This is a genomic window from Salicola sp. AFF1 (genome assembly GCF_056783195.1).
Window position 1 is genome coordinate 1 of record NZ_JBXAYL010000024.1, and the last position, 24,582, is coordinate 24,582.

The 24,582-nt window shown below is 61.0% G+C and carries 21 protein-coding genes; 11 read left to right on the forward strand and 10 right to left on the reverse strand.

Annotated elements, in window-relative coordinates:
- The 6 genes from AC1RQI_RS13745 to AC1RQI_RS13770 all read left to right on the forward strand — a co-directional run.
- A partial coding sequence (locus tag AC1RQI_RS13745) for a sensor histidine kinase (RefSeq protein ID WP_481905225.1) occupies window positions 1-984 on the forward strand: 984 nt, incomplete at its 5' end.
- Window positions 981-1,418 carry a response regulator gene (locus tag AC1RQI_RS13750; RefSeq protein WP_416633923.1) on the forward strand — a complete coding sequence of 146 codons (438 nt, stop codon included), beginning with the start codon at window positions 981-983 and terminating at the stop codon, window positions 1,416-1,418. The genes AC1RQI_RS13745 and AC1RQI_RS13750, both read left to right, overlap by 4 nt.
- A 175-nt stretch (window positions 1,419-1,593) precedes the next feature.
- Complete coding sequence (locus AC1RQI_RS13755) at window positions 1,594-4,008, forward strand: Lon protease family protein (protein WP_481905226.1); 2,415 nt, start codon at window positions 1,594-1,596, stop codon at window positions 4,006-4,008.
- Window positions 3,992-4,849, forward strand: a complete 858-nt coding sequence (locus AC1RQI_RS13760; RefSeq protein WP_481905227.1) for a universal stress protein — start codon at window positions 3,992-3,994, stop codon at window positions 4,847-4,849. Before AC1RQI_RS13755 ends, AC1RQI_RS13760 begins: the two co-directional genes overlap by 17 nt.
- A gap of 226 nt (window positions 4,850-5,075) precedes the next feature.
- The gene (locus tag AC1RQI_RS13765) at window positions 5,076-7,805 is read left to right on the forward strand and encodes a cation-translocating P-type ATPase (RefSeq protein ID WP_481905228.1); all 2,730 of its coding nucleotides are present in this window, start codon (window positions 5,076-5,078) and stop codon (window positions 7,803-7,805) included.
- A gap of 214 nt (window positions 7,806-8,019) precedes the next feature.
- Window positions 8,020-8,817: a BPSS1780 family membrane protein gene (locus tag AC1RQI_RS13770; protein WP_481905229.1), complete on the forward strand. Its 798-nt coding sequence runs from the start codon at window positions 8,020-8,022 to the stop codon at window positions 8,815-8,817.
- Between the two features lie 61 nt (window positions 8,818-8,878).
- Here the strand turns inward: AC1RQI_RS13770 and AC1RQI_RS13775 are convergent, their stop codons facing one another.
- Together AC1RQI_RS13775 and AC1RQI_RS13780 are read right to left on the reverse strand one after the other, a co-directional pair.
- Window positions 8,879-9,664 (reverse strand): hypothetical protein, encoded by a 786-nt coding sequence (locus tag AC1RQI_RS13775; protein ID WP_481905230.1) that lies wholly within the window; start codon window positions 9,662-9,664, stop codon window positions 8,879-8,881.
- 59 nt (window positions 9,665-9,723) lie between these two features.
- Window positions 9,724-10,752: a hypothetical protein gene (locus AC1RQI_RS13780; RefSeq protein WP_481905231.1), complete on the reverse strand. Its 1,029-nt coding sequence runs from the start codon at window positions 10,750-10,752 to the stop codon at window positions 9,724-9,726.
- 279 nt (window positions 10,753-11,031) lie between these two features.
- Here AC1RQI_RS13780 and AC1RQI_RS13785 point away from each other — a divergent pair, with 279 nt between their 5' ends.
- Together AC1RQI_RS13785 and AC1RQI_RS13790 are read left to right on the forward strand one after the other, a co-directional pair.
- Window positions 11,032-11,598, forward strand: coding sequence for a Fic/DOC family protein (locus AC1RQI_RS13785; protein ID WP_481905232.1), 567 nt, complete (start codon window positions 11,032-11,034; stop codon window positions 11,596-11,598).
- 417 nt (window positions 11,599-12,015) lie between these two features.
- A complete protein-coding gene (locus AC1RQI_RS13790; RefSeq protein ID WP_481905233.1) occupies window positions 12,016-12,540 on the forward strand; it encodes a DUF805 domain-containing protein in 525 nt (174 codons plus the stop codon).
- 22 nt (window positions 12,541-12,562) lie between these two features.
- On the opposite strand, the gene AC1RQI_RS13795 is transcribed toward AC1RQI_RS13790, so the two are convergent.
- The 7 genes from AC1RQI_RS13795 to AC1RQI_RS13825 form a co-directional block, all read right to left on the reverse strand.
- Window positions 12,563-13,906, reverse strand: a complete 1,344-nt coding sequence (locus tag AC1RQI_RS13795; protein WP_481905234.1) for a DUF58 domain-containing protein — start codon at window positions 13,904-13,906, stop codon at window positions 12,563-12,565.
- Entirely contained in the window at window positions 13,903-14,883 is a 981-nt protein-coding gene (locus tag AC1RQI_RS13800; RefSeq protein WP_481905235.1) for an AAA family ATPase, read from the reverse strand. The genes AC1RQI_RS13795 and AC1RQI_RS13800 overlap by 4 nt, the downstream gene beginning before the upstream one ends.
- A complete protein-coding gene (locus AC1RQI_RS13805) occupies window positions 14,880-16,055 on the reverse strand; it encodes a DUF4350 domain-containing protein (protein WP_481905236.1) in 1,176 nt (391 codons plus the stop codon). The genes AC1RQI_RS13800 and AC1RQI_RS13805 overlap by 4 nt, the downstream gene beginning before the upstream one ends.
- Window positions 16,048-17,517, reverse strand: a complete 1,470-nt coding sequence (locus AC1RQI_RS13810; protein WP_481905237.1) for a DUF4129 domain-containing protein — start codon at window positions 17,515-17,517, stop codon at window positions 16,048-16,050. The genes AC1RQI_RS13805 and AC1RQI_RS13810 overlap by 8 nt, the downstream gene beginning before the upstream one ends.
- A complete protein-coding gene (locus AC1RQI_RS13815; protein WP_481905238.1) occupies window positions 17,507-18,478 on the reverse strand; it encodes a stage II sporulation protein M in 972 nt (323 codons plus the stop codon). The genes AC1RQI_RS13810 and AC1RQI_RS13815 overlap by 11 nt, the downstream gene beginning before the upstream one ends.
- Window positions 18,475-19,176, reverse strand: a complete 702-nt coding sequence (locus tag AC1RQI_RS13820; RefSeq protein WP_481905239.1) for an RDD family protein — start codon at window positions 19,174-19,176, stop codon at window positions 18,475-18,477. Before AC1RQI_RS13820 ends, AC1RQI_RS13815 begins: the two co-directional genes overlap by 4 nt.
- 143 nt (window positions 19,177-19,319) lie before the next feature.
- Entirely contained in the window at window positions 19,320-20,816 is a 1,497-nt protein-coding gene (locus AC1RQI_RS13825) for an AAA family ATPase (RefSeq protein WP_481905240.1), read from the reverse strand.
- Window positions 20,817-21,250: 434 nt separating this feature from the next.
- Between AC1RQI_RS13825 and AC1RQI_RS13830 the strand changes: the two genes are divergently transcribed.
- Window positions 21,251-21,550, forward strand: a complete 300-nt coding sequence (locus AC1RQI_RS13830) for a hypothetical protein (protein ID WP_481905241.1) — start codon at window positions 21,251-21,253, stop codon at window positions 21,548-21,550.
- Window positions 21,551-21,569: 19 nt separating this feature from the next.
- On the opposite strand, the gene AC1RQI_RS13835 is transcribed toward AC1RQI_RS13830, so the two are convergent.
- Window positions 21,570-22,448 (reverse strand): LysR family transcriptional regulator, encoded by an 879-nt coding sequence (locus AC1RQI_RS13835; RefSeq protein WP_481905242.1) that lies wholly within the window; start codon window positions 22,446-22,448, stop codon window positions 21,570-21,572.
- 165 nt (window positions 22,449-22,613) lie between these two features.
- On the opposite strand from AC1RQI_RS13835, the gene AC1RQI_RS13840 reads away from it, so the two are divergent.
- On the forward strand, window positions 22,614-22,994 hold the full coding sequence (locus AC1RQI_RS13840; protein ID WP_481905243.1) for a carboxymuconolactone decarboxylase family protein: 381 nt from the start codon (window positions 22,614-22,616) through the stop codon (window positions 22,992-22,994).
- A gap of 277 nt (window positions 22,995-23,271) precedes the next feature.
- Window positions 23,272-24,528, forward strand: coding sequence for a diguanylate cyclase (locus tag AC1RQI_RS13845; protein WP_481905244.1), 1,257 nt, complete (start codon window positions 23,272-23,274; stop codon window positions 24,526-24,528).
- Window positions 24,529-24,582 lie beyond the last annotated feature (54 nt).

A 24,582-nucleotide genomic window follows, 5' to 3' on the forward strand; every position in this document is an offset into this window, starting at 1 on the left:
GACCGCTGCGAGCCTTGCCCGGAGCCACTACACTGGCAGAAACGCCGTCTTCGGCCATTCATGAGAAATTCGGGCTATCTCGCCACGCCCGAGCCCCGGATGATGGGGCAGGGGCGCGACCTGTACGGTCTGGGTAAAGGCGGGGAGGAGATTCCCATTGAAGTGGGGCTTACCCCAATCCGCATGCCCGATGGCCCCCATGTGCTCAGTGCCATTATTGACCTCACCTACCGCAAGCAGGCCGAAGAAGCCCTGGCCCGACAAGCGGATGAACTGGCGCGCTCCAACGCCGAGCTGGAGCAGTTTGCGTATGTGGCGTCCCACGATCTTCAGGAACCGTTGCGGATGGTGCGCAGCTACACCGAGCTGATGGAAAAGCACCTGGGGCAGGAACTGGATGCCAAGACGGCCAAGGCCATGAAGTATGTGGTGGAAGGCGCCGAGCGGATGCAGCTGTTGATTGACGACCTGCTTCTGTATTCACGGGTGGGGCGGGGGGAGCTGGACATCACCCGGGTGGACGTCAACACTGTGGTTAAGCATGTAGTGAACCTCCTTAGTGTCAAGATTGCCGAACAGCCGGGTGCCAGCGTGACCTGGGATGAGCTTCCAACGGTGATGGCGTCGGAGTCCATGCTCGTACAGCTTTTCCAGAACCTGCTCTTCAACGGGCTGAAGTTCCATGGAGACGAGCCGCCAAGGGTTCATGTGACCTGTGAGGAAACCGCCAGTGAATGGATCTTTCATGTGGAAGACAATGGCATTGGCATTGACCCACAGTACGCCGAGCGCGTGTTCCAGGTGTTCCAGCGCTTGCATGAGCGTGCCCGCTATCCCGGAACCGGCATTGGCCTGGCGGTTGCCAAACGGATCGTGGAGCGCCACGGGGGAAGCATCGGGTTCGACTCCCGGCCGAACGCCGGAACCCGCTTCTATTTTTCCCTGCCAAAGGTGCTCAGGACGGGGAAAGGGGAAGGCCCATGAAGTCGCAATCCTGTGCCATTGATATCCTGCTGGTTGAGGACAATCCCGCTGATGTGGATCTGACCATTGAAAGCTTCGCGGAAGCGGGAAATCGGGCTTGCCTGTATCCGGTCAGCGATGGTGAGGAGGCCATGCGCTTTCTGCGCCACGAAGGTGAACATAGCGGGTCGGTGCGCCCGGACCTGGTGCTGCTGGATCTCAATCTGCCCCGGATGGACGGTCGTGAAGTGCTGCAGGCCATCAAGACCGACCCGGATCTCCGGTCACTCCCAGTGATTGTGCTGACATCCTCCCAAGCGCAGAAGGACATTACGACCAGCTACGAGCTGCATGCCAATTGCTACATAACCAAGCCCCTTGGCCTTTCTCAATTCTACCAGCTTGCCGAAGCCATTGAGGTCTTCTGGAGCGATGTGGCTACCCTGCCGGCATAGCCCTCTTCCCTCGCGGGGTATTCAGGTGTCACCTTAATTAGGCCGCTGTTGGTCGTTGTGGTTGCACGGCACGAGTTCCTTGCGTGCCTTTCCGCGAATCAGCTGTGGCTGAAACGAGCCCTGTGCTGATCTGGACAGCGGCGTGATTCGAAACGGAGCAAGGAGTTGGTGTTTCATGACTCGACCTGAACCGCTGGCCACTGAGTCGCTTTACCGTACCTGCGAGCTGGAAAGGCTGGCTTTTGACACAAGCGATGAGCTGGAAGCCCTGGATCAGCCGCTGGGCCAGGAGCGGGCCCTGGATGCCCTGACATTTGGCACCGGCATGCCGGGAAACGGCTACAACCTCTTTGTGCTGGGCCCTCAAGGTTACGGTAAGCATGACGTCGTGGAGCGCTTTCTGAAGGAACGCGCAGCCAGCGAGGCGGTCCCCAACGACTGGTGCTACCTCTATGATTTCGAGCAACCCAACACCCCCAAGCTGGTGGACATGCCGGCGGGCCAGGGCGATCAACTGAGAAAGGACCTTGATCAACTGGCGGAAGACCTGCGCTCGGCCGTTCCGGCGACCTTTGAAAGCGACGAATACCAGAACCGGCTGCAGGAAATCCAGCAGGAATTCCGGCAGAAACAGCAGGACGCGTTCAAGGAAATCCAGGATGAAGCGGAAAGCAAGCGTATAGCGCTCATGCAGAGCCAGACCGGCTTCAGCTTTGCGCCCAAAAAGGCCAATGGCGAGGTCATGAGCGCGGAGGAGTTCCAGAACCTGGAAAAGTCCGTCAGGGACCGGCTCCAGGAAGACATTGAGGCACTGCAGGCCAAGCTCCAGAACGTGGTCCAGCAGGTGCCCAAATGGCAGAAGGAGACGCAGGAGAAGGTGCGGGAGCTGAACCAGCAGATGGCAAACCTGGCTGTTGGCGAACGCATCGGTGCGTTCAAGGAATCCTATAACGATTATCCGCGTGTTCAGAGCCACCTCGACGCCATCCAGCAGGATGTGGTTGATCACGTCGAAGTTTTTGCCGGGCAACAGGACGAAAAAAACCAGATGGGCATGATGCAGGTACTGGCGCGTTACGGTGCCAACGTTCTGGTCAACCATGCCAATCAGGATGGCGCCCCGGTGCGCTATGAAGACCTGCCCACCCACCAGCGATTGGTGGGGCGGGTGGAGCACCGCGTCCAGCAGGGGGCGCTGCTCACGGACTTTCGCCTGATCCGGGCCGGAACGCTCCACACCGCCAATGGTGGCTACGTGGTCATCGATGCCCGCAAGCTGTTGATGCAACCCCTGGCGTGGGAGAGCCTCAAGCGGGCGTTGTATTCGCAGAAGGTCCGCATTGAATCACCGGAGCAGTTGTTCAGCGTCATGAGCACGGAGTCGCTGGAGCCGGAACCGATGCCCTTGTCGGTTAAAGTGGTGCTCATCGGGGATCGTCTGCTCTACTACCTGCTGGCTGCCTACGATCCGGACTTTATGGAGCTTTTCAAGATACAGGCGGATTTTGAGGAGGATCTGGCGCGAACCGAGGATAATGAGCAGCTCTATGCCCGGCTGATCGCCACCATGGCCCAGCGCGCCGAGCTGGCGCCGTTGCAGCGTGATGCCATGGCGCGGCTTATTGAGCATGCCAGCCGTCTTGCCGGTGATCGGGAGCGCCTCACAGCCCAACAACGGACGCTGGACGAACTGCTCCGGGAAGCGGCGTTCTGGGCACGCGAAGATGGGGCAAGCGGCGTGGAGGCTGACCACATCCAGAAAGCCATTGATCAGAAAACCCACCGGTCGGGGCGTATTCGCGACCAGATGGACCGGAGCATCCAGCGTGGCATCCTGATGGTGACCACCAGTGGGGAGGCTGTGGGCCAGATCAATGGCCTTTCGGTCATGCAGCTGGGGGATTCTGCTTTCGGCCGCCCCACCCGCATTACGGCCACGGCCCGTCTGGGCGCGGGCAAGGTGGTGGACATCGAGCGTGATGCCAACCTCTCCGGCGACATCCACGCCAAGGGGGTGATGATTTTGTCGCATTGCCTGGCTGGACGCTACGCGCGTGACCGTCCTCTGTCACTGTCCGCGAGCCTGGCGTTTGAGCAGAATTACGCCATGGTGGACGGTGACAGTGCCTCGGTTGCGGAATTATGCGCCCTGCTGTCAGTCCTGGGCGATGCGCCCCTTAAACAGGGGCTTGCCGTTACCGGCTCCGTGAACCAGATGGGCGAGGTCCAGCCCGTGGGCGGGGTGAACGAAAAGATTGAGGGGTTTTTCGAGGTCTGTCAGGCGCGGGGGCTTGATGGTCAGCACGGGGTGATCCTGCCTGCCGCCAACGTTGAACACCTGATGCTCAGGTCTGATGTGAGGGAGGCGGTCGATCAGGGGCGGTTCCATGTGTACCCGGCTTCAACAGTGGACGAGGTGCTGGCGCTTCTCACTGACCTTGAGCCCGGTGAGCGTGACGCCCAGGGCTTTTACCCGCCAGGCAGCCTGAACCGCCGGGTAGAAGACCGGCTCATTGATTTCTCCGAGCGCCATCGCCGCTGGGATCAACAAGCGAACGAGGAGCAGTCGTCCAATGACCAGGGGCAATGATGCCGAGCCATTGATGGAGCGGATATGGGTGCTGCTGGACAGTTCCCACCAGAGCCGTGTGGCACTGGAAACGGCCGTCGACCTTGCCGCGTTGCTGGACATTGAACTCCAGGGCCTGTTCATCGAGGATGAAAACCTGCTGAAGATGGCGGAGCTGCCCTTTACCCGGGAAGTGGGAGCAACTTCGGCTGCCACTCGCCCGCTCGACAGCCAGACGCTGGAGCGGCGCCTGAAGCGGGAAGCGCAACAGCTTGAGCAGCATCTGGCGCTCCAGGCTCAGGGGCGGCGGCTGCGTTGGGGGTTTCAGGTCAGGCGTGGCTCACTCCCGGAGGCCGCTCTCAGCAGTGTCTCGCCGCAGGATCTGGTCACCATGGGCAAGGTGGGCTGGTCCTCCAGTCGCGGTGAACATCTGGGACGTACAGCCAGAGCCATGCTGGGGGAGGCGCCGTGTTCGGTATTGTTTACCAGCGAAACGGCTGCTTTCGAGGCAGACCATCCCATCGTGGTCTGGTACGAGCCGCACTACGGCGCCCAGGAGGCACTTGAGACGGGGTTGCGGATCGCGCGTGCGGAGCGGCGCCCATTGAAGCTCTTATGGGCTACCCAAGAGACCGGGCCTGAAGCCGGTGAACGCCAGGAAGTGGAGGCCAGGGCCCTTGCCAGTGGTGTGGCGCTGGAAGTCGAGTCGTGGCCCCGGGCCGATGCTAGTGCCCTGGCAGCGTTCGCGGCGCGCACCCGAGCCCGGGCACTGGTGATCAGCCGCAGGAGCCCGGTCCTGCACCAGAGCGGTGATCGGGGGCTGGCGGCGCATGGTCCGTATTCATTGGTGGTCGTGCCCTGAACGCTTCTGGGTGCAAACAGCCCGCCACTGTGACGCGCACCCCATGCTGGTTCCGTGTACCGCACGGAACCAGTGGCGCGATCGGGTCGTTGACGCCGTTCATAAGGCGTTGGTATTAATGGAAAGAGCATGGAGCTGAACCGAGCGAGCGCCACCGTTACAGGGGCCTTGTGAGATCCTTGCCGTCTGTTTCTATGGCAAGCCACCAACCAAACGCCGGGAAAACGTGAGCAACGAGCAAGCACCCAGCACGGGCTCTGGAGCCCAGGAAGTCCCACCCCACGCACAAACAGGTGATGCGGTCCTTGATGCTTTTGAAAGCGATGCGCAGGGCCTGTCGAGCGAGGAAGCCAGCCGCCGGCATCAGCACTATGGCCCAAACCAGCTCCCGAGCCGACGCCAGCGGGGGCCTGTCGCCCGCTTCCTGGCGCAGTTCCAGGATGCACTGGTCTATGTGCTGATTGTTGCCGCCGGCATCACGGCCGCTCTGGGCCACTGGATTGATACGGCCGCCATTATTGGCATTGTCATCATCAATGCCGTGATCGGCTTTGTTCAGGAAGGGCGGGCCGAGCGTGCCCTGGCTGCCCTCCACGGGTTGCTGTCCCCCAGGGCCCGTGCTCGGCGTGACGGGCGCAACCGGGTCGTGGATTCTGCGGATCTGGTGCCAGGGGATATCGTCCTGCTGTCAGCCGGAGACAAGGTGCCAGCGGATGTTCGTCTGCTCAGGGTGCGTAGTCTGTTGGTTGATGAGGCAGCGCTCACCGGTGAATCCGAAGCGGCGGAGAAACAGTCGGACCCGGTGGCTGCGGAGGCAACCCTGGGGGACCGGTTCGACATCGCATACTCGGGCACGTTGGTGCGCAGCGGTGAAGGCGAGGGCGTTGTGGTTGCCACCGGCGCGAAGACCGCCATTGGCGCGATGAGCTCGATGCTTGCGGGGGTCGAGAAGGTGGCGACGCCGCTTACACGCCAGATACGGACGTTCGGGCGGCGCCTGACCGTCGCCATCGTGATTCTGGCGGCAGCCGTTTTCGGCCTCGCCACCCTGGCGCGGGCCTATCCCGTGGCCGAGGCCTTTCTGGCCTCCGTGGGCATCGCCGTAGCGGCCATTCCCCAGGGGCTGCCCGCGATCATGACCATCACCCTGGCTGTTGGCGTCCAGGCCATGGCCCAGCGCCGAGCTGTTATACGGCGGATGAACGCCGCGGAAACACTGGGCTCGGTGACCACCATCTGCTCGGACAAGACGGGCACCCTGACCCGCAACGAGATGACCGCCGTGACCCTGGCCACCTGTGCCACTGAGGCGCAGGTCACCGGTACGGGCTACGCACCCAGCGGGCGGATCGAGCGTGATGGCGAAGCACTTGATATTGACGCATTACCGGACGTGAAGGCGTTGGTTCGGTGTGGGTTGCTGTGCAATGAAGCCGAACTGGAACAGGATGATGAAGGCGAATGGCAGCTCCAGGGCGATCCTACGGAAGGGGCACTGGTTACGCTGGCCCTTAAGGCCGGGCTGGAACCCGCTGGCGAGGCGCAGGCCGCCCCGCGCATCGATAGCATCCCCTTTTCCTCCGAAAACCGGTATATGGCCACGCTCAACCGCTTTGACGAGGGCCTGTGTATTGCCGTGAAGGGGGCGCCGGAGCAGGTGCTGACCATGTGCAGCCACGTGCGCCATGGCGACACGGTTGATGTCATTGATGCCGACGCCTGGCACGAAAGGGCGGAGCAGATCGCAGCCCAGGGGCAACGGGTGATTGCCATCGCCCAAAAGCCGGTCTCCGGGGAGCTGTCATCCCTGGCCCCTGGGGATGCGGACGAAGGGCTTGTCCTGCTGGGCTTTCTGGGACTCATTGATCCGCCTCGCCAGGAGGCGGTGGATGCGGTGGCCGAGTGCCAGTCAGCCGGAATCCGGGTGAAGATGATCACGGGGGATCACGCCCGAACCGCCTGTGCCATTGGCGCCCAGATGGGGATTGGGGATGGCCAGCGGGTCCTGGTTGGAACCGACCTCGATGCGCTGGATGAAACGGCGCTGCGCGAGCGGGTGAGCGATACCGATGTGTTCGCGCGGGTCAGTCCGGCGCACAAGCTCCGGTTGGTCAAGGCGCTTCAGGCCAAGGGGGACGTGGTGGCGATGACCGGGGATGGGGTTAATGATGCCCCGGCGCTGAAGCGGGCTGATGTAGGCGTGGCCATGGGCCAGAAAGGCACGGAGGTGGCGAAAGAGGCCGCCGAGATCGTGCTCACCGATGACAACTTTGCTTCCATCGCGGCCGCGGTGCGCCTTGGACGGGCGGCTTACGACAACATCAAGCGATCGGTGCTGTTCCTGTTGCCGACCAATGGCGGCGAGGCACTGGCCATTATCGCGGCGGTGCTGATCGGCATGCAGCTGCCCGTGACCCCGGTCCAGATCCTCTGGGTGAACATGGTGACGGCCGCAACACTGGGGCTCGCGTTAGCCTTTGAGCCACCGAGAAAGGAGGTGATGCAGCGTCATCCACGCTCACCCAATGAGCCCATTGTCTCCGGCCAGCTTCTGGCGCGTATTCTTCTGGTTTCGGTCGTGATGCTGGTGGGCACCTTTGGGTTTTACGGGGCCCTGCGCAGCATTGACGTCTCACTTGACGTGGCGCGTACCGCGGCCGTCAATGCCCTGGTGCTGTTTGAGGCCGCTTACCTGCTCAGCGCCCGGCTGCTGGAACGCCGGCTGAGGCACTGGCGGGACTTTACGGGTAACCAGGCCGTCTGGAAATCCATAGGCATTGTGCTGGTACTGCAACTGGTATTCACCTACATGCCCGGGCTTCAGGTCCTGGTGGGGTCGGCACCGATGCCCGCCTGGTACTGGGCCGTGCTCGTTCCCATGGCACTGCTCGTGCTGCCCATTGTGGAGCTGGAAAAGCGGTTATGGGAGACGCGACCAGGCGCTGGTGCCCATTAGAGGCCGGCAAGGGGAGCGCCTCTATTGCTAGCAGGGGTTATTTTCTCTAGGCTCGTCCATTCGAGGGAGGGAGCGCCCACCACGCATGGACGGGCAGAGAAGCGGCTTCGGTTCAGGACCCCTGCTTTCCGCTGATTCTTTACGCACCGTCACAGTGGCGGCGCCCGCCCGTTCAACCAGAAGGGTTCACCAAGCGTTACAGGGAGGCAAGATAATGAGTAATGAGGCGTATGCCCAACCCGCCACAGAAGAAGCGGCGGGCACGAGTTCTGGGGGACTGCAGCTGGGCGCGTCCCGATCCCGGCCAGTCGGGCATGGTTGGCGCTGGATCAGTCAGGCCTGGTCGCTGTTTGCACCGGCCTGGGGATCTTGGATTCTGGCGGCGTTGTTGTTCATCGTCATCGTGTCGGTGGTGCAGGTGATTCCCATGATCGGGATGCTGGCCAGCATGCTGCTGAGTCCACTTCTAACCGCTGGCGTACTCGCCATGGCACACCGTGCGCAGGAAGGCGGTGGTGTGGAGATTCCAGACCTTTTTGCGGCCTTTCGCGAACGCACTGGCCCTCTCCTGGGGCTTGCAGCCCTGAACCTCGGGGTAAGCGTGCTCCTGTTTGTGGTGGTATTGGTGCCCGTGTTGTTCTCTATGGACTTTACTGCTTTGGCGCAGATGAACCCAGAGGGTCAAGCGGCGGCCCAGAGGGTGATGGCTGACATGGGGACAGGGGCCATTCTGGGTCTGTTGATCATGCTGGCGCTGTTCATTCCGTGGCTGGCCGCCTACTGGTTTGCCATCCCGCTGGTGTTCTTCGGTAACTACGGCATTGGGGAAGCGCTCAAGAGCAGTCTGATTGCCTGCCTGCGTAACATCCTGCCCATGCTGTGGTTCAGCATTATCGCGTTGGTGCTGTTCATCGTCGCCGCCATTCCCTTCTTCCTCGGGTTTTTTGTGCTGCTGCCGGTGATGATGATCACCCAGTATTCCATGTTCCGGGATATCTACAGCGACGCCTGATACAGGAGGGGCGCTGGCGTTGGCAGGGAGAAGGTCCATGCCAACGCCAGCCCATGCCGGCTCAGCGGCGATAGCCAATCTCGATATGGGTCTTGCCGCCCGTGGTGCTGATGGAAACGTGTTCCTTTTGGGCGATTTCCCTGATCCGGTCCGAGGGACTTTGCTCATACAGGCCCGGGACACCGCCCTTGGCAAAGGTATACTGCACCTCCGGATCTCCCGCCGCGTCAAAACCGCTCAGCTTGTCCCGGTAGAACGCGATCACTTCCGACGGTGAGTCAGAGGTCGTCAGCTTGATGACGGAAACCGGGTTCTCGCCGAAAGTGTCCTCGTTGCTCAACATCATGCTTGAGCTCGGGTAGTGGGCCAGCACTTCGTGGTTGGGGTAAACAGGCAGGGTCACCCGGCTCTTGGGAATACCGGCGGCTGCTTTTTTGGCGGCTGCAGCCATCTTCTCCATTTTTTTCTTGAACTTCTTTTGGGCTGCTTGTGGCGACTGGGATTGCGTCTGCTCATGCTTGTTGCCGTGCCTTTCATCGCAGGCCTTTATCCGTTCTATTGAGATACCCAGCTCGTCACTGACCTGGTTTCTTTGACATTGACCAAAGGCTTGGGTCGTGACTTTGGAAACCCGTTCGACACAGGTATCAATGCTGGTGTCCATGCTTTGCCTGCAGGTGGTGGCCTCGATGCCGAGGCATTCCATCATGGCGGTGTTGCCGCACCACTCTTTGGATTGCGCCTTCATCATCTCAATGGCGGGGTCATTCTGGCCGATGCCCATGGTGGGGGCTGCCATGCCTGTGAGGGCGGCAAGCCCCAGTGCCTGGATCCATTGTTTGTGCATGGGTGTTCTCCTTGATGTTTGAGGTTCCTTGGTCGAGCATCCGTGGCCAGTGGCACGGATCACTCGGTACTGGTTTGAGCCGCAGTGGACTGCTGTTTGTCGGTGGGCCCGGCGTCTGGCGCGTCTCCTTCCATCTCCTGGCCTTTCTCGCGATCCCAGGACAGGGCCTTATCCTTGAAGCTCGCGAACTGGTCGGAGACCTCGTTCAGCTTGGCATCCCAGTCCGGATCGGGTTCCTGACCCTCGGTGACCTTGAAGAACACCTGCATCAGGGCGGTCATGCCCATGGGCTCGATAACGGCCTGCTTGATGCCCCAGGCAAAGACCAGCGTCACGATAACGGTCAGCGAGCCCGCCATGCCTGGGAACAGGGATACCAGAGCGCCCACCGGCGCCAGGATCAGCAGGAAGACCAGGAAGGTGGTGCCCCAGATGAACAAGGCCAGGAAGAACGCGTTCTTGAGGAAGGCCTTGTAGTTCTGGGCGTAAAGGATCAGCGCCGTCTGGCTGGCACGCCAGGGGTTGTCGGCATCGTTTCGGATGTTGTAGGCCAGGATCACCTCGTCGAGATAGGTCAGTGACAGGTTGATGACCGTATTAACGAACTTGGCTATTCCGTCCAGACCAGGAATGGGAAGGAACGAGGTGATGGTGAAAAAGGCGCGGTTGAAGGCTTTGAGCACGCCCTTGATCAACTGGTCGAGCCCGAACAGGACTGAGGACTGGACAAAGCGCTCACGCACGATCTTCTGGGCGTGGTCAATCTGGCCCCGACCCTCAGGCAACTCCTTGCCTTCCAGAAGCTCGACAAGCACCGCGATATGGCCCGCTTTCACCATGTAAAGCAGGTATTCACGCAACAGGTAGGCAACCGTTGAGACGATACCAAAGCCGATGAGGCCACCCCAGACGCCGTAGGTGCCGGGTGCGTCGCCAATGGTACCAATGAAGTAGCCAAGGCCTGCGCCCACCCCCGTGGTAATGGCATAGGCCAGCGTAATGCCGAAATAGATCAGGAAGCGGAACACCAGGAACGGCAGGGTCTTCGCCATCAGGCTGAAGACGTCGCCCATCTTGAAGTCCATCATGCTCATATCTCCTTAAGCTGGGGAATCCTTGAAGCAAGCAACGTTGCCCGGTCGATGCTAACGAAAATGCACCGTGTCGGCCAGATTTCAGCGGCGTTGGCCTCTTATGATCCGAATTCAGGGTGTATTGTGCTGGGAATCTGGGCATCTGTTATAAGCTGAGACGGGCATTCGTTAGGTTTGCGTGCTCAGGTTGGTTGCCGAATTAGGGGGATCTTCGTGGCTGGTCGGTATGAGGTATTAGGCTCTGAGGGCGAATGTGAACCAGGTTCAGAGGGCTTGGTCCTGGTCAACAGGCATGGCATTACCTCGCCAGGGGATATCAATGAATTGGAGATGAGGCTGCTGCATGATCTGTACGCAGCTGTGTTGTTTGATCACCTACCTCTCCGCCAATTGACCGTTGAAGATCTGAAGATGTGGCATCGGCAGTGGCTTGGAAATGTCTATGAGTGGGCAGGACAGGAGCGCTCCGTGAACATGAGTAAAGGGGGCTTCCCCTTTGCTTCCCCCAGCAACCTCAGAAAGTTACTGGCGTTTTTCGAGGATGACGTTTTGACTAGAAATACCCCCTGCACAGGGATGGCAGAAGATGAGCTGGTGGTGGCAATAGCTGAAACGCACGTTGAGTTGATCCTGATCCATCCATTCAGGGAGGGGAATGGCCGGCTTTCACGCTTGCTTGCGGATGTAATGTCAGCCCAGGCGGGCTTCGGAACACTGGACTATAGCGAATGGGATGTTCACAAGGAGGCCTACATCGAAGCGATCCACCAAGGGATGGGCCGAGATTATACCTCAATGCAGCAATTGGTCCGGCAGGCTTTGGCTATCAGCCAGGGATAGGCGTACTCGTCAGCTTGCCAGCGTTATATGACTGTATTTGCTGCGTTTGTGCTTGAGCTTGGTTTCTAGAGACTGAATGCTCTCACCCGTTTCAATCGCAGTGGAACTGGCTACGGAGCGTCGAATGGATGCGCGAGTCACATTACGCTCGTTTTTGCGCTTTGTCGTTGCAGCCACAGGGTCCTCCCGAGCTTTGATAGCCTACTGGAAGTATTATAGCAGAAAGATAGGCTGCATTTGAGAGGCTTTGAGCCCAGTTATGGAGCAGGCAAGCATTGTAGAGAAGCGGTGGTGTCCCTGTTTCAGGTTAGCGCATCATGGGTGCAAGGATTGACCTTATGGGGGCTTTCAGTAAGCTGACCCCCTTCCTGAATGCAGGATACTCATACTTCAATGAACGCGGAAAAGGACAATGCAATGGAAGCAACCAACCCCTATCAAACGCCCGAGGGCAACCTTCAGCAGGAGGATGCCCTCCAGGCCGATGTAAAAGTCTTCTCGCCCAGTGGACGGATCGGGCGTCTGCGCTATCTGGCCTACTTTACCGCTTTGACCCTTGTGAGCTATGCCGTTGTGGCCATTCCGCTCATCATGATGGTGGGATCGGACGGCTCTGAGGGGGTAAGTGTCATCTTCAGTCTGGTTAATGCGGTGGTTAGTATTGCCGGGGCTGTGCTCGGTATTATCTGGGCCATCAAGCGGTTGCACGATCTGGACAAGACCGGCTGGCTGGCATTGCTGATGATTGTACCGCTTGCGAACTTCATCATGATTCTCATCCTGTTGTTCGCCCCGGGCACCCCCAACATCAACCGCTTCGGTCCGCCGCCGGTTCCCAACACCACGGGCGTCAAGGTCCTGGCGTGCCTGTTTCCGGTCCTTCTACTGGTCATCGCCATCCTGATGGGCGTGTTCATCAGCTTTATGGGCGGTATGCAGTAACAGCGCGTACCGAGGCGTGGGACTAGAGCAGTCCCGCTTCCTTGATTTCGAGGTACCGGTTAATGACCTGTGTGGTCAATGCCTGGGGGGCAGTGTCCAGCAGGAAGGCCCCTTCAGCACTCAGGCGCTCGTGGGTCTGGCGCCGCTGGCCCAGGTATTCCACGGTGCCGGCATAACGCAGGGCATTCTCCATTTCGTTGATCGGTTCCTCCAGTACGGCGTCCAGGGCCGGTTCCCGCAGTGAGGCGATCAGGACCAGGTGGCGCTTGCGCAGAAGGCGGATGGCCTGGAGCACGTCACTGGTGTCGTCGTCCCGCAGGTTGGTGACCAGCACCACCAGGGAGCGCTTGGGCTGGAAGCGAACCAGTGATTCCGCGGCGCGCAGGTAGTCGGAGGCGTGCGGCCCGGCATAAAGATCGTAGAACTGGTGCAGCAGGGCCGGTACGCTGGCGGTACCCTTGACCGGTGCCACCCAGCGCTGGGCGGCACCGAAGCTCATCATGCCCACGGCATCCCCCTGGCGGAGGGCTACATACGCCAGCATCAGCCCGGAGTTGAGGGCGTGGTCGAAGTGGCTCAGCTCGCCTTCCTGGGATTGCAGGCGCCGACCGGTGTCCAGAAGCAGGACAAGGTTCTGGTCTTTCTCCTGCTGGTATTCCCGGGCGATCAGTTCCCGCCGCCGGGCGCTTGCCTTCCAGTCGATCTGGCGCAGTGTGTCGCCCTCGCGGTAGTCGCGCAGCTGGTGGAACTCGGTGCCTTCGCCCCGGCGCTGGCGGCGGCGGATGCCCAGTTCAATGGCACGGTTTTCCGCGCCCAGCAGGTTGTAGCCGGCAATTGCCGCGAAATTGGGGAACACTCTGACCTGCTCCCGTTCTCCCATAAGGTACTGGCGATCCCATAGCCCCAGCCAGGACCGGCAGCGCAGTTCGGTGCCCGCCAGTGTCATCTCGCCGCGCCGGGTAGGGCGGACGGTATAGCGCACCTGGCTCAGTCGTCCCGGTACCAGTTCCACCTCCAGGGGCAGCTCGCGAAGGGCAAAACTGCCGGGAACATGGTCATGGAGGGTGATGGTCTGCGCACGCCGCATGTCATGGCGGACCGTCAGGCGGACCGGGGTCCAGCGGTCCAGCGCCATGCTGGCGGGGATCTGGCGCTGGATCTCGATCGCGGGGGCGTGGCGGGAAAGCCAGGCGTCCGATAAAGCCACCACACCGAACGCCCCCAGCACCGCTAATGTCGGGTGCTGCACCACGGCATGGGCGGAAGGCGCCAGGTAGGACAGCATCGTCAGCACCGCCCCCGCGATGAAAAAGCCGAGGAAGGCGTAGAGCAGTTGCTTTGACGGGCGCAGGCGTTTGAGTGTCATTGGCGCGGCGCGGCGGTCTCGTCCAGGATCTCCTGCAGTACCTGGTCGGGCTGGACGCCCTCGATCTCCATGTCGGCACTGAGCAGGAGGCGGTGGCGCAGTACTGGCCGCGCAACCGCTTTGACGTCGTCCGGGATCACGAAGTCACGCCCGGCCATCAGCGCGTAGGCCCGGGCCGCGTAGGCCAGCCAGATGCCGCCACGGGGCCCGGCACCCCGGTTGACACCGCGCCAGTCACGAGTGGCGCGTACCAGCCGCACCAGATAGGCCATAACGGCCGGGTCGATCTGAACGGAGCGGGTAAGCGCTCGCAACTGCTGGATCTGGTCCGGCTGCATCAGCTGCTCAACCTGTTCCAGGTACTGGTGCTGACCGGCGCTGGCCGTGACCTCCTGGACCAGTTGCACCTCTTCCTGTTCGCCCGGGTAGTCGATGAACACCTTGAACATGAAGCGGTCCAGTTCCGCTTCCGGAAGCGGATAGGTGCCTTCCTGTTCGATGGGGTTCTGGGTGGCCAGTACCATGAAGGGGTCGGCCACCCGGAAGGGATCGCTTTCGATGGTGACCTGTTGCTCCTGCATCACCTCCAGCAGCGCCGCCTGGGTCTTGGCGGGCGCGCGGTTGATCTCGTCCGCGAGAAGGAGGTTGGTGAAGACCGGCCCCTTGCGTACCTCGAACCGGCTTTCGTTCATGTTGTAAAGGGTGTGGCCTGTAACGTCCGTGGGCATCAGGTCCGGGGTGAACTGGATGCGCGCGAAGTCTCCGCTGAATGTCTTGGCCAGGGCCTGAACCAGCAGCGTCTTGCCCAGCCCGGGGACGCCTTCAATCAGAACGTGGCCGCCGGCCAGTAACGCCGTGAGCACCTGGTCGACCACCGTTTCCTGGCCCACCAATACCTGCTTCAATTGGTCCCGCACCCGTCCCAGCAGCGCCACGGCCTCCTGGGTCTCCATTGCGGTTGGGTTCGACTCGTTCATAGGCTCTCTCTCAAGGATTTCAGGGTTTGCATCGCCGCCAGGAAGGCGTGTTCATCCGTCGGGTTGCCGCCCATAGCCCGTGTTACCGAGGTCTCGTCCAGCCCGGCGTGATGGGCCAGGGCCTGGTGGCGTGCTTCCGGCCCCAGGGCCCGGAAACCGGGGATCGTCTGGGCGGCCAGGCCTTCAACCTCCTGCTGTACGGACCGCAGGAGCCGCTCCTGGCGGCGGTGGCGCCAGGCGAAGTGGGCGGCGGCGTCCACATGCTCCAAAAGGCTGCGTGGGCGCTGGCTGACGGACTCCCGAACCGGCCCGAAGCGCACGCCGTGGTGCCAGAGCAGCAACAGGATGCCGATTGCAAAAGCGAGGGCCGCCAGGCTGGCCCGGTTTTGGACTGCATCCCACAGTGAAGGCCCTTCCAGGTTGTGGAGAATGCGCAGCTTTGACTGCTCCGGCACGAGCCGCCACAGCAGGTAGGCATGATCATGGCAGCCCACATAGGCGTTGCGCCAGATCGCCGCGCTGGCGACGAAGGTGACCTGGCCCTTGCCGGCATCCAGCTGTACCAGGCGGGGGCCCGAATCATCGGCTACCTTGCGGCTCGTGTGATCTTCTGGAACCTGCAGGATGCGATCGCCGGTCATGGCCATCTGCAGTTCGGTTTCGTCGTCCGCCATGCTGAACGTGATGGGCGCTTGGAGGTCATCGCAGGCCTGGCCGGCCTTGGTGCCGGGGCCCGATCCCGACTCCGCCTCTTTTACACGGAGCCCGAAATGGTCGAATAACGGGGTCTGGATGGTACTGCTGAGCCCCACGAAGGGGTTTTCCGCTGTGACGATCAAATGGCCTCCGCGCTCAACCCACTCCAGGAGGTTATCGCTCCGGTGCTCGGACAGCTGGCCGTAGGCGTTGAGCAGGAGCAGGGTCTCATCGGCTCCGGGCATGGGGCGTTCGTTGTTGTCGCCATCCAGGCGGCTGAAACCGCGTTCCTTCTCAAAGGTGACGCCCCATTGCTGCAGGAAGCGGTTCGCAACCAGGAAGGGGTCCTGGTTGGCTTTGTCAGTGAAGCGGCCGTCGATGACCTGCTCTTTCCATTCCAGCGTCCACAGCCAGCCGCCGAGAAGGATCAGGACCACCATGGTGATCACGGTCAAAAGCCATGCCTGCCTATTCATTGGCATGCTCCTGCCGTGCTTCAAACAGGGCTGGCCACTGCTCACAGAGTTGCTCCACCTGCTCCGGGTGGGGCGGCCGGTGGGCATACGCCAGCTGCAGCCAGACGGTGGTCAGGCTGCGGAAATACTGGTCCAGGTCCTGCTGTTGCAGGTAGGTCACCCGGCGTTGGCAGTCCCCTTCGGTATCGCCCCGTTTGAATTCCACCGCGTACAGAGACAGGAGTCGGCTCAGGGTGCCACGATAAAGTAGGGCCAGGGCTGCGCGTGTCTGGCCGGCATGCCAGAGACGGCGCACCTCGCTAACGACATCCTCTGGCAGGGAGGCCTCGCGCACATCCAGCCCGAACAGGGTTTCTGGCGAGGCGTCGTCTTTTGTCCTGCGCCTGCGCTCGGGCAGCGGGAGGCCCTTGAGCGCCGGAATCAGGTGGGCATAGCGGAATACCAGCCAGACAACCAGCCCAATCAGCAGACCCCAGCCAAGCAGCTCCAGAATCAGGGCCAGCAGTTCAAAGTCAAAGCTGGGCGGCTCAGCGGGCTCGGGCTCGTCTGGCTCCAGCAGAAATTCGGGGAGCCAGATGGTTTCCTGGTCGGTAACCTCGTCGCTGTCAATGATGGTCTGGACTGTTTCCCGGGCGGCTTCCGGGGTGCGTTCCTGGGCTGCCCAGCTGGTCTGGGGCAAGCCCGTGCCCAGGGTTCCCAGAAGCAGGACCACTGCTGCCAAGCCGGCGCCCGCTCTTGGTGAGCGGCGCTCGGCCAGGCGCCGGAAGACCAGCTCAATGTCCCAGCCTTCCAGCTGGATGCGCCGGTTGAGATAGAGCATAAATCCACCGGCCACATAGAAGGGGGCCACTGCCGCCATGGCCGGCACACTCAGGCAAAACCAGAGCGGTTGCACGGACCAGAGCCCCATCAACGCATCCAGGCCCAGCAGTTGCGGGGGAATGAGCCATACCATCAGGATCATCAGGCTGGTGCTGAGAAAGCTCTCCACATGGATGCCAATAATGGTCAGCCATCCGGCGGCGGTGCCCTGTTCCCCATGCAATACAGCCAGCCGGCTCTGGCGGCGGCTGCCGGAAAGGCCCTCCAGCTGTTGCACCGGCATATCCATTGACCGGGTGGGGCTGAAGCGCCGCCATGTGAGTGCCTGCAGGAACTGGGGCCGGGCCAGGCGTGGGAAGGATGCCAGGGACTCCCGGATGGAGGGCATTTCGCCGAAAACCGCCCGGCTCAGTACGAACAGTAAAGCCTGCTCGGGCATGGGTTTCATCCACCAGACCAGGAGCGACTTCCAGGCCCAGCCGATGGGCAGGCAGGCGACCAGCAGCACCCAGGGCATCATGATCAGCAGCCACAGAAGGCACAGCCGCCCCCAATGGACGGCGCCCAGGCGCAGTCCCAGGTCCATCGCCTGCCATGCACGGATGGGGCGGGCATCAATGCGAAGGGCTTCAAGCTTCATGGCTGCGGCCCGCCCGGGTCAGGTAAAGCAGTACGAACAACCAGCAGGCCGTTCCCACACCGTACTTCACGGCATCCGTCACGGCGTGGTTGGACGACCAGAAGGCTTCCACGAAGGCAGCGATGATCAGCATCAGGATGACCCCGTACACCAGCCGGATCGCCGTCTGCCCGGCGTCCTTCAGTGCTGAAAGACGGCTTTGCGAGCCGGGAACCAGCAGGCTGTAGCCCAGCTTGAGGCCGGCTGCCCCAGCCAGGGCAATGGCGGTCAGCTCGAAGGCGCCGTGGCCGATCACGAAGGGGAAGAACGTACTGGTGTAGCCCAGGTTCTGCAGGTGTGCCGCCACCCCGCCCAACAACAAGCCGTTGAACAGCAGCATGAAAACGCTGCCAAGCATGAAGACCAGCCCGCTGGCAAAGCAACGGAATGCCACCGAGATGTTGTTGTAGATGTAGTAGCCAAACATCATCACGTCGGAGTCAGAAGCCCGGTCGCTGCCGAAACGCTCGGAGGCGGGGTTGTACATGTCTTCCATCTTCGTAACCTGGGTCGCATCCAGCAGGCCGTAGATGAGGCTGGGCTCAATCAGCACGGCCAGGTAGAACAGCAGCCCTGGCAGCACGAACACGGCCGATGCGACGGCCACCATTTTCCATTCCTGGCGCACCAGGACTGGAAACCCCACCAGGATGAAGGTCACCAGGTGTTGCCAGAAGCGGGTATTGAAGCGGTACAGCTGATGGTGGCCACGCAACACCAGGGCGTTGAGGCGCTCCACCAGGTCGGTGCGGTAGCCGCGTTCCTGGGCGATCGCCAGCAGTTGGCACATCTGGCGGTAACGGGCAGGGAAGCTGTCCAGAGCGTCGGCATCCGGATGCCTGGATTTTTCCAGTTCCGTCAGGTCCTGCTCAAAGCGTTCCCATTCTTGCTGGTGGCGCTGCTCGAAAATCTCCTGCTTCATGACGAACGCCCCGACAGGCCGCTGGCAATCTGGTGGAGGCGGGTCACGGCCTCGTCATCCCGGGCTTCCAATACCGGTGACAGGATATTGGCCAGTTCGCGTTGCCGATCTGCAGAGAGGCGCGGCGCGCGCGCGGAGAAATCGATAATGGCTCGCTGCTCGTCCCGGTTCAACGCAATGGGGGGCGGGCGTACCCCTTTGGTTTCCGCCAGAACGAGCGCCTCCGCTGCTGGCTCGTGGATGACGAGGGTGCCCGCCACCAGGTCGCCCAGGCGCTTGAATTGACCGTTCACCATCATGGAGACCAGTCCCACCACATAACCAATAGGCAGGATGTCCACCGTCCGGAGCAGGTTGCGTAGCATGGAGCCGCCCAGTGTGACGGCGGTGCCGTCATCATGCAGAACCCGGAGTTTCATCTGGCGCTTACCAGGAGTGGTCCCGTTGCGCCAGAGTTCGAACACTACCGGGTAGAGCCATTCCAGCACGAAATAGGCAAGAAGGAGCAGGCCGTTGCCGAAAAGACCGGCAAACGTCAGGATAAAGCCCAGAGCGACGTAGATGATGGAGCGGATCAGCAGGTCGATGAGATAGGCGACCGCGCGCACCCCAGGACCAGCCGGTGCCAGAGCGATCGCCACCCCTTCGGGCGTCGCAATGTGGCTCCGGCTGTCCAACTTCCTTGTGGTTGCTTCCATTGGCCGCATGGCTACAACTGGTTGATCGCAATAGGGGCGTGATGCTGAAGCCAGCCAGCTTAGCGGGCAAAAAAGCACGCGTCCAGTTCACTGCGCCTGGGAGTTGGTTCCAGGGTCGATACATCCTATAGCCCGGGTCAGTCCTAGTCCGCCCAGACAGCCCGATCCCCCGCCCACGCCCGCAGCGCTTCGATGGATTCCTCTTTCACGACCGACAGCGGCTGTGTATTGGACAGTTCATGGGCGATCAGGTCCGTGGTCATCGGCCGATCCTCCGCGTGGGCGTGGTAGAGGGCGGCCACCACCGCCTGTTCGATCTCGGCGCCCGAAAAGCCGTCGCTCATACTGGCAAGCCGTGGGAGGTCGAACTTGCCGGGATCCAGGTCCCGCTTGTTCAGGTGGATGCTGACGATATCCTTGCGGACGGTGTCATCCGGCAGGTCCACGAAGAAGATCTCGTCCAGCCGCCCCTTGCGCAACAGCTCCGGTGGCAGTTGGCTGACATCGTTGGACGTGGCCACCACGAAGACAGCCTCCTCGTTTTCCGCCATCCACGTCAGAAGGGTACCCAGAAGGCGCTTGGAGGTGCCGTTATCCTGATCCTCCTGGCCCATGCCCTTTTCGATCTCGTCCATCCACAGCACGCAGGGCGCCATCGTCTCCGCCAGCTGCAGCGCCTCCCGCATGTTCTTTTCAGACTCACCCACGAACTTGTTGAACAGTGCCCCGAAATCCAGCCGCAGCAATGGTGCCCCCAACAGTCCCGCGGTTGCCTTGGCCGCGAGGCTCTTGCCGCTGCCCTGAACGCCAAGCAGCATCACGCCTTTGGGCGGCTCCAGTGCCTGTGCATCGTCATTCTGGCTGAACGCGTTGCGGCGGCGCTGGATCCAGGTCTTGAGCTCCGAGAGGCCGCCCACCTCGGCGAACTGGGCCGTGTCGTATTCGTAGCTGAGCACCGCATCCATGCCCATCAGCTCGAATTTTGCCTTGCTTACTTCAGGGACGTCGTCCGTGGTAATGGCACCGTCATTCACAATGGCCCCACGCGCCAGCCGGCGGGCTTCACTGAAGCTCAGCCCCTTCAGGTTCTGGATCAGCTGCTCCAGGGCGCGGCGCTCCGTACGGACCTTGTCCGCACCGTGGTTGAGCTGCCATTGGCGGGCTTCCTCGCGGATAATGGTGAGCAGTTCCCGTTCGGTGGGCATGCGCATCGCCAGCTTCGTGCACAGGTGCTGGATCGACGCCGGGATACTGACCGAGTGGCCCAACAGCACCAGCGTATGCCCGAGCCGTTCGTAGGCCAGGGCAACGTCCTTGATCTGGCGCTCCGGCTTGGGCGAGCGTTCGAAGTAGGGCGCGATGTCACACAGGACGTAGATGCAGTGCCCGCCCGTATCCTTCTTGATGTAGTCGAGTGCGTCTTCCGGATCGGTGTAATCCTCGTCCTCGTCACTGCTCGGCTCCAGCCCATAACCGAGCCGCCTAAGACCATCGGTGCAGGTCCACTGCATGGCGCCCGAGCGCTTCTTGAGCGCCAGTTCGCCAATCAGTTTGACCACTCGCGCTTCGTCGCGTGACTCGATGACGATCACCGGCTGGCCGGCCTCGATCATCAACCGCATATCCCTGACTTCCGACATGGTTGCCTCTTCCGTTTCTGTCCTTCCTGACGAACTTGTACCGTTTTAGAGTAGCCAAGTCCAGCAGCATGAGGGGGCAACGTTGGCAGGTTGGGCGTCTTCACCGGCAATTCGCGCCCTTCATTATGTGCGTTTTTTCCTACACGCTGCCTGGCAAATGTCCTATAGCAGGAAGGACTCAAGGGCGGTATTGTTACCACTAACATCAACGGATGATCACCCCCTTGCACGGATGCTGCTTGCATGGACGCGGAGGGGGTGCGCCACCTGCTTCAGTGGTGGTACGGCCAGGAGGGACTGGCACCATTCAGCAATCGCATCATCGTGCCTTTACCCTTGTTTATGGATCAGGCCCAGCTCGTTGGCCTGGGGCGGGAAGCCATAGGCGCGTTATGCCAGGGAATGCAAACCTGTAATAGGGAGGTTTCTGAACCATGTCTCTGGGCTGGACGCTCGCAGGCGCTGTTCTACAGGGACTGCATGCCTTTTGGGCATTGCTCTTCGTTATCTTCTCCGCCACCTCCCTGGGGCTGGCAGACGGCAAAGCGCCGATCCATAACGCGATCCTGGACTTCTCTCTGAAGGGGGTTCCCGCCATACCTGCGTTGACCGGGTTCGTGCTGATCATCTTCTATTCCATGGGTGCGAGCGCAAGAGCCTACTGGCTGCATTTGCTGCCGCTCGCGACAACCGTTGCCTACACTGTCTATGTGGTTGTGCTGAATGACGTCTAGAGCTGTAAGGGGATACTCCTTATCCGCTCAGCCGTTCGTGATGTTGGCTCACCAGGTCCGTGAGGAAGTCGGCCAGCACCCTCATGCGTCGTGATCTTGCAAGGTCTGTTTGCATGACCAGGTAGATCGGTTGATCAACCCCAATGGTCGAGTCTACGCAGACCAGCCCCCTTTCACGGGCAATGAAGTGGGGGAGCACCGCAAGCCCGAGTCCTGCCTGGGCTGCCGCCACCTGTGTGGCAAGTGAGGTGGTGGTGAGCGCAGGGTTGCGTCCACGCAGGACCCGTTTCATCCATTGAGCGACAGGCAGGTGCGACTGCAGCTCGTCCCAGGTGATGAAGGCATCCGTCTCAAAGTCGATCTGGTTGGCACCAGGCGCGCGCCGAGAGGCATAGTCCGCGCTGCAATAGAGGCCGTACCCCAGAGTGCCGAGACGGCGCAGCGTGACATTCCCTCTCTCGGGCCGGACCATCCGCAACGCAAGATCGGCATCCCGGCGATGCAGGCTAGTGGTCGCGATGTCGGTCACCAATTCAACCGACAGTTCGGGGTATTGGGCACGAAACGCCGGGAGTGCTGGCAGTATCAAGTCGGTAGCGAGGTTCTCGGCTGTGGCCAGTCGCACCTGGCCACTCACCTGCGCCTGTGTATCCGCGCCCGAGATGAAGGCCTGTGCTGCCTCTTCCAGGGCCTCGGCTTTCTCCACCAGGTCGGTGCCATCCTCGGTTAGCTGGTAGCCCGATTGCTGACGCACGAATAGAGGGAGATTCAGGGCAGCTTCGAGCCGCTCAATACGCCGGGAAAGGGTCGCAAGCCCCAGGTTGAGCTCCTGCGCAGCAGCACTCAGCGTCCCGCAGCGTGCTACAGCCAGAAATGCCCGGGTGTCATCCCAGACCAAGCCGCGAGGCGTCCCATTTCCGATAACGGAAATCCTTTTCCCGGATTCGTTCGTTTTTTTCATTTGTCGATTCTTTCACGCTGTATTCCTGATCATCAAGGAGACAGACATGGAAAAGCGAACAGGCGAACGCTGTACCTCCAAAGGCATGAAAGGAGTGACCGTATGAGTGCCACACCCTCTGACCGGCGCGCCCAGGCCCTGGCCCTGCTCGAAAGGCTTGAGCCCGGCGCACCTGAACGCGTTGCAGGCAACCTTGATGGGTTTCATGATGAGGCGACCGAGATACTGTTGGGATTTTCGTTTACGGATGTGGTGGCTCGTGATGGGCTATCGCTGACGACCCGCGAGATGCTCACCGTCGCCATGCTGGCTGCCATGGGGACGGCCCCTGGCCAGCTCGAATTTCACATGCGGGCCGCGTTGAATGTCGGCGTTACCCGTGAGGAGCTTGTAGAGATTGTGCTGCAGGTGGCGGTCTACGCGGGCATTCCTGCGTCGATGAACGCCATCACAGCGGCGAAATCCGCCTTTGCAACCGTCTAGTTTGTGCCCTTCCAGAAACACCGGTTCTAAGCCGATTCAATTTGTCTCTCGTGCCCCACTTTAGGGGGCGGGGCGTTTCACTGCGTGTTGCTGCGGCTGGTGATGCCGCTGGAGTAATTTGTCTGATCGGCTAAACTGATGGTTACTCGGGCGGCAATGCACGGTAGGGGTGAACAATTGCTGGCTCCATGCGGCTTGCCATCCTTAAAGCGACATTGCGACCCAAATCCCCAAACCCTGGGGGTGACTGGTTGCCGAAACTCCCAGGTCCGGCGCTATGGCAAACAGCGGCACCATCCTTCTCATTGAAGACAGCTCCATGATTACCAAGGTGCTGCGCCACCTCATGAAACAGGAGCTGAACCTGCCCTGTGACAGCGTTGGAACGTTCGCCGAGACTCAGCAGAGGCTTGATCAGCGGTCGGAGGACTATTTCGTCGCGATAGTGGATCTGCATCTGCCGGACGCGCCCCATGGGGAAGTGCTGGATGCGGTGATTAAGGCAGGCGTACCAGCGATTGTGCTGACAGCCACCTTTGATGAGGGGCGGCGCGAGGATATTCTGAACAAACCCATTGTGGATTATGTGGTAAAGGAAGGCCGCCATTCCTACCGGTACGTAGCGCGACTGATTCAGCGCCTGGAGCGTAACCAGCGAATCAAGGTTTTGGTGGCCGACGACTCAGAGACCTCGCGCAACTATATCAGGAACCTGCTGTGCAATCACTTGTATCAGGTTTACACGGCGGCTGATGGCCGCGAGGCGCTGCAATGCATCCAGCACGACCCGGCCATTAAGTTGTTGATCGTTGACTACCACATGCCGGAGATGGATGGGGTTGAGCTGATCCGCCTCCTGCGCCACAAGTACCAGTACGATGATCTGGTGATCATTGGCCTGTCCGGCCACGGTCACGCCAGCCTCTCTGCTCGCTTTATCAAGAACGGGGCCAATGATTTCCTGATCAAGCCTTTCTCACAGGAGGAGTTCCACTGCCGGATCATGCAGAATATTGAGGTGCTTGAGACGCGATTGCGGCTACATGAACTCGCGATCCGGGATCACCTGACGGGGCTCTACAATCGCCGCCACCTTTTCGAGGTTTGCGGGGAACAGTATCTCGAGGCCCGACGGCATCTGAATCCGTTTACGGTGGCGGTGGTGGATATCGATCATTTCAAGTCCATTAACGACTCCTATGGCCATGAGGTGGGAGACCGGGTGATCGCGCTAGTCGCCGATCGGATGCAAGCCTATTTCAGCGGTAGCTTTGTGGCACGGCTTGGCGGGGAGGAGTTTGGCGTGGTGTTCGCCGAGCGATCCCTGGATGCTGTCCGCGGTGAACTGGATGCCTTCCGGGAAGAGATGGCCAGCAAGGGGGTCGAACTGACCGATTACAGCCTGGGCATTACGGTGAGCATCGGCGCCACCGACGATTATGGCGATACCTTTAACGATATGATCAAGCGCGCGGACGAGCTGCTCTATGCATCCAAGGAAGGCGGGCGCAACCAGTTGACTTTAATCGAATAATCGGACCAGCTCTTGCTGGTTCTGGCGACATTCCCTCGAGGATCCATCTCTCGG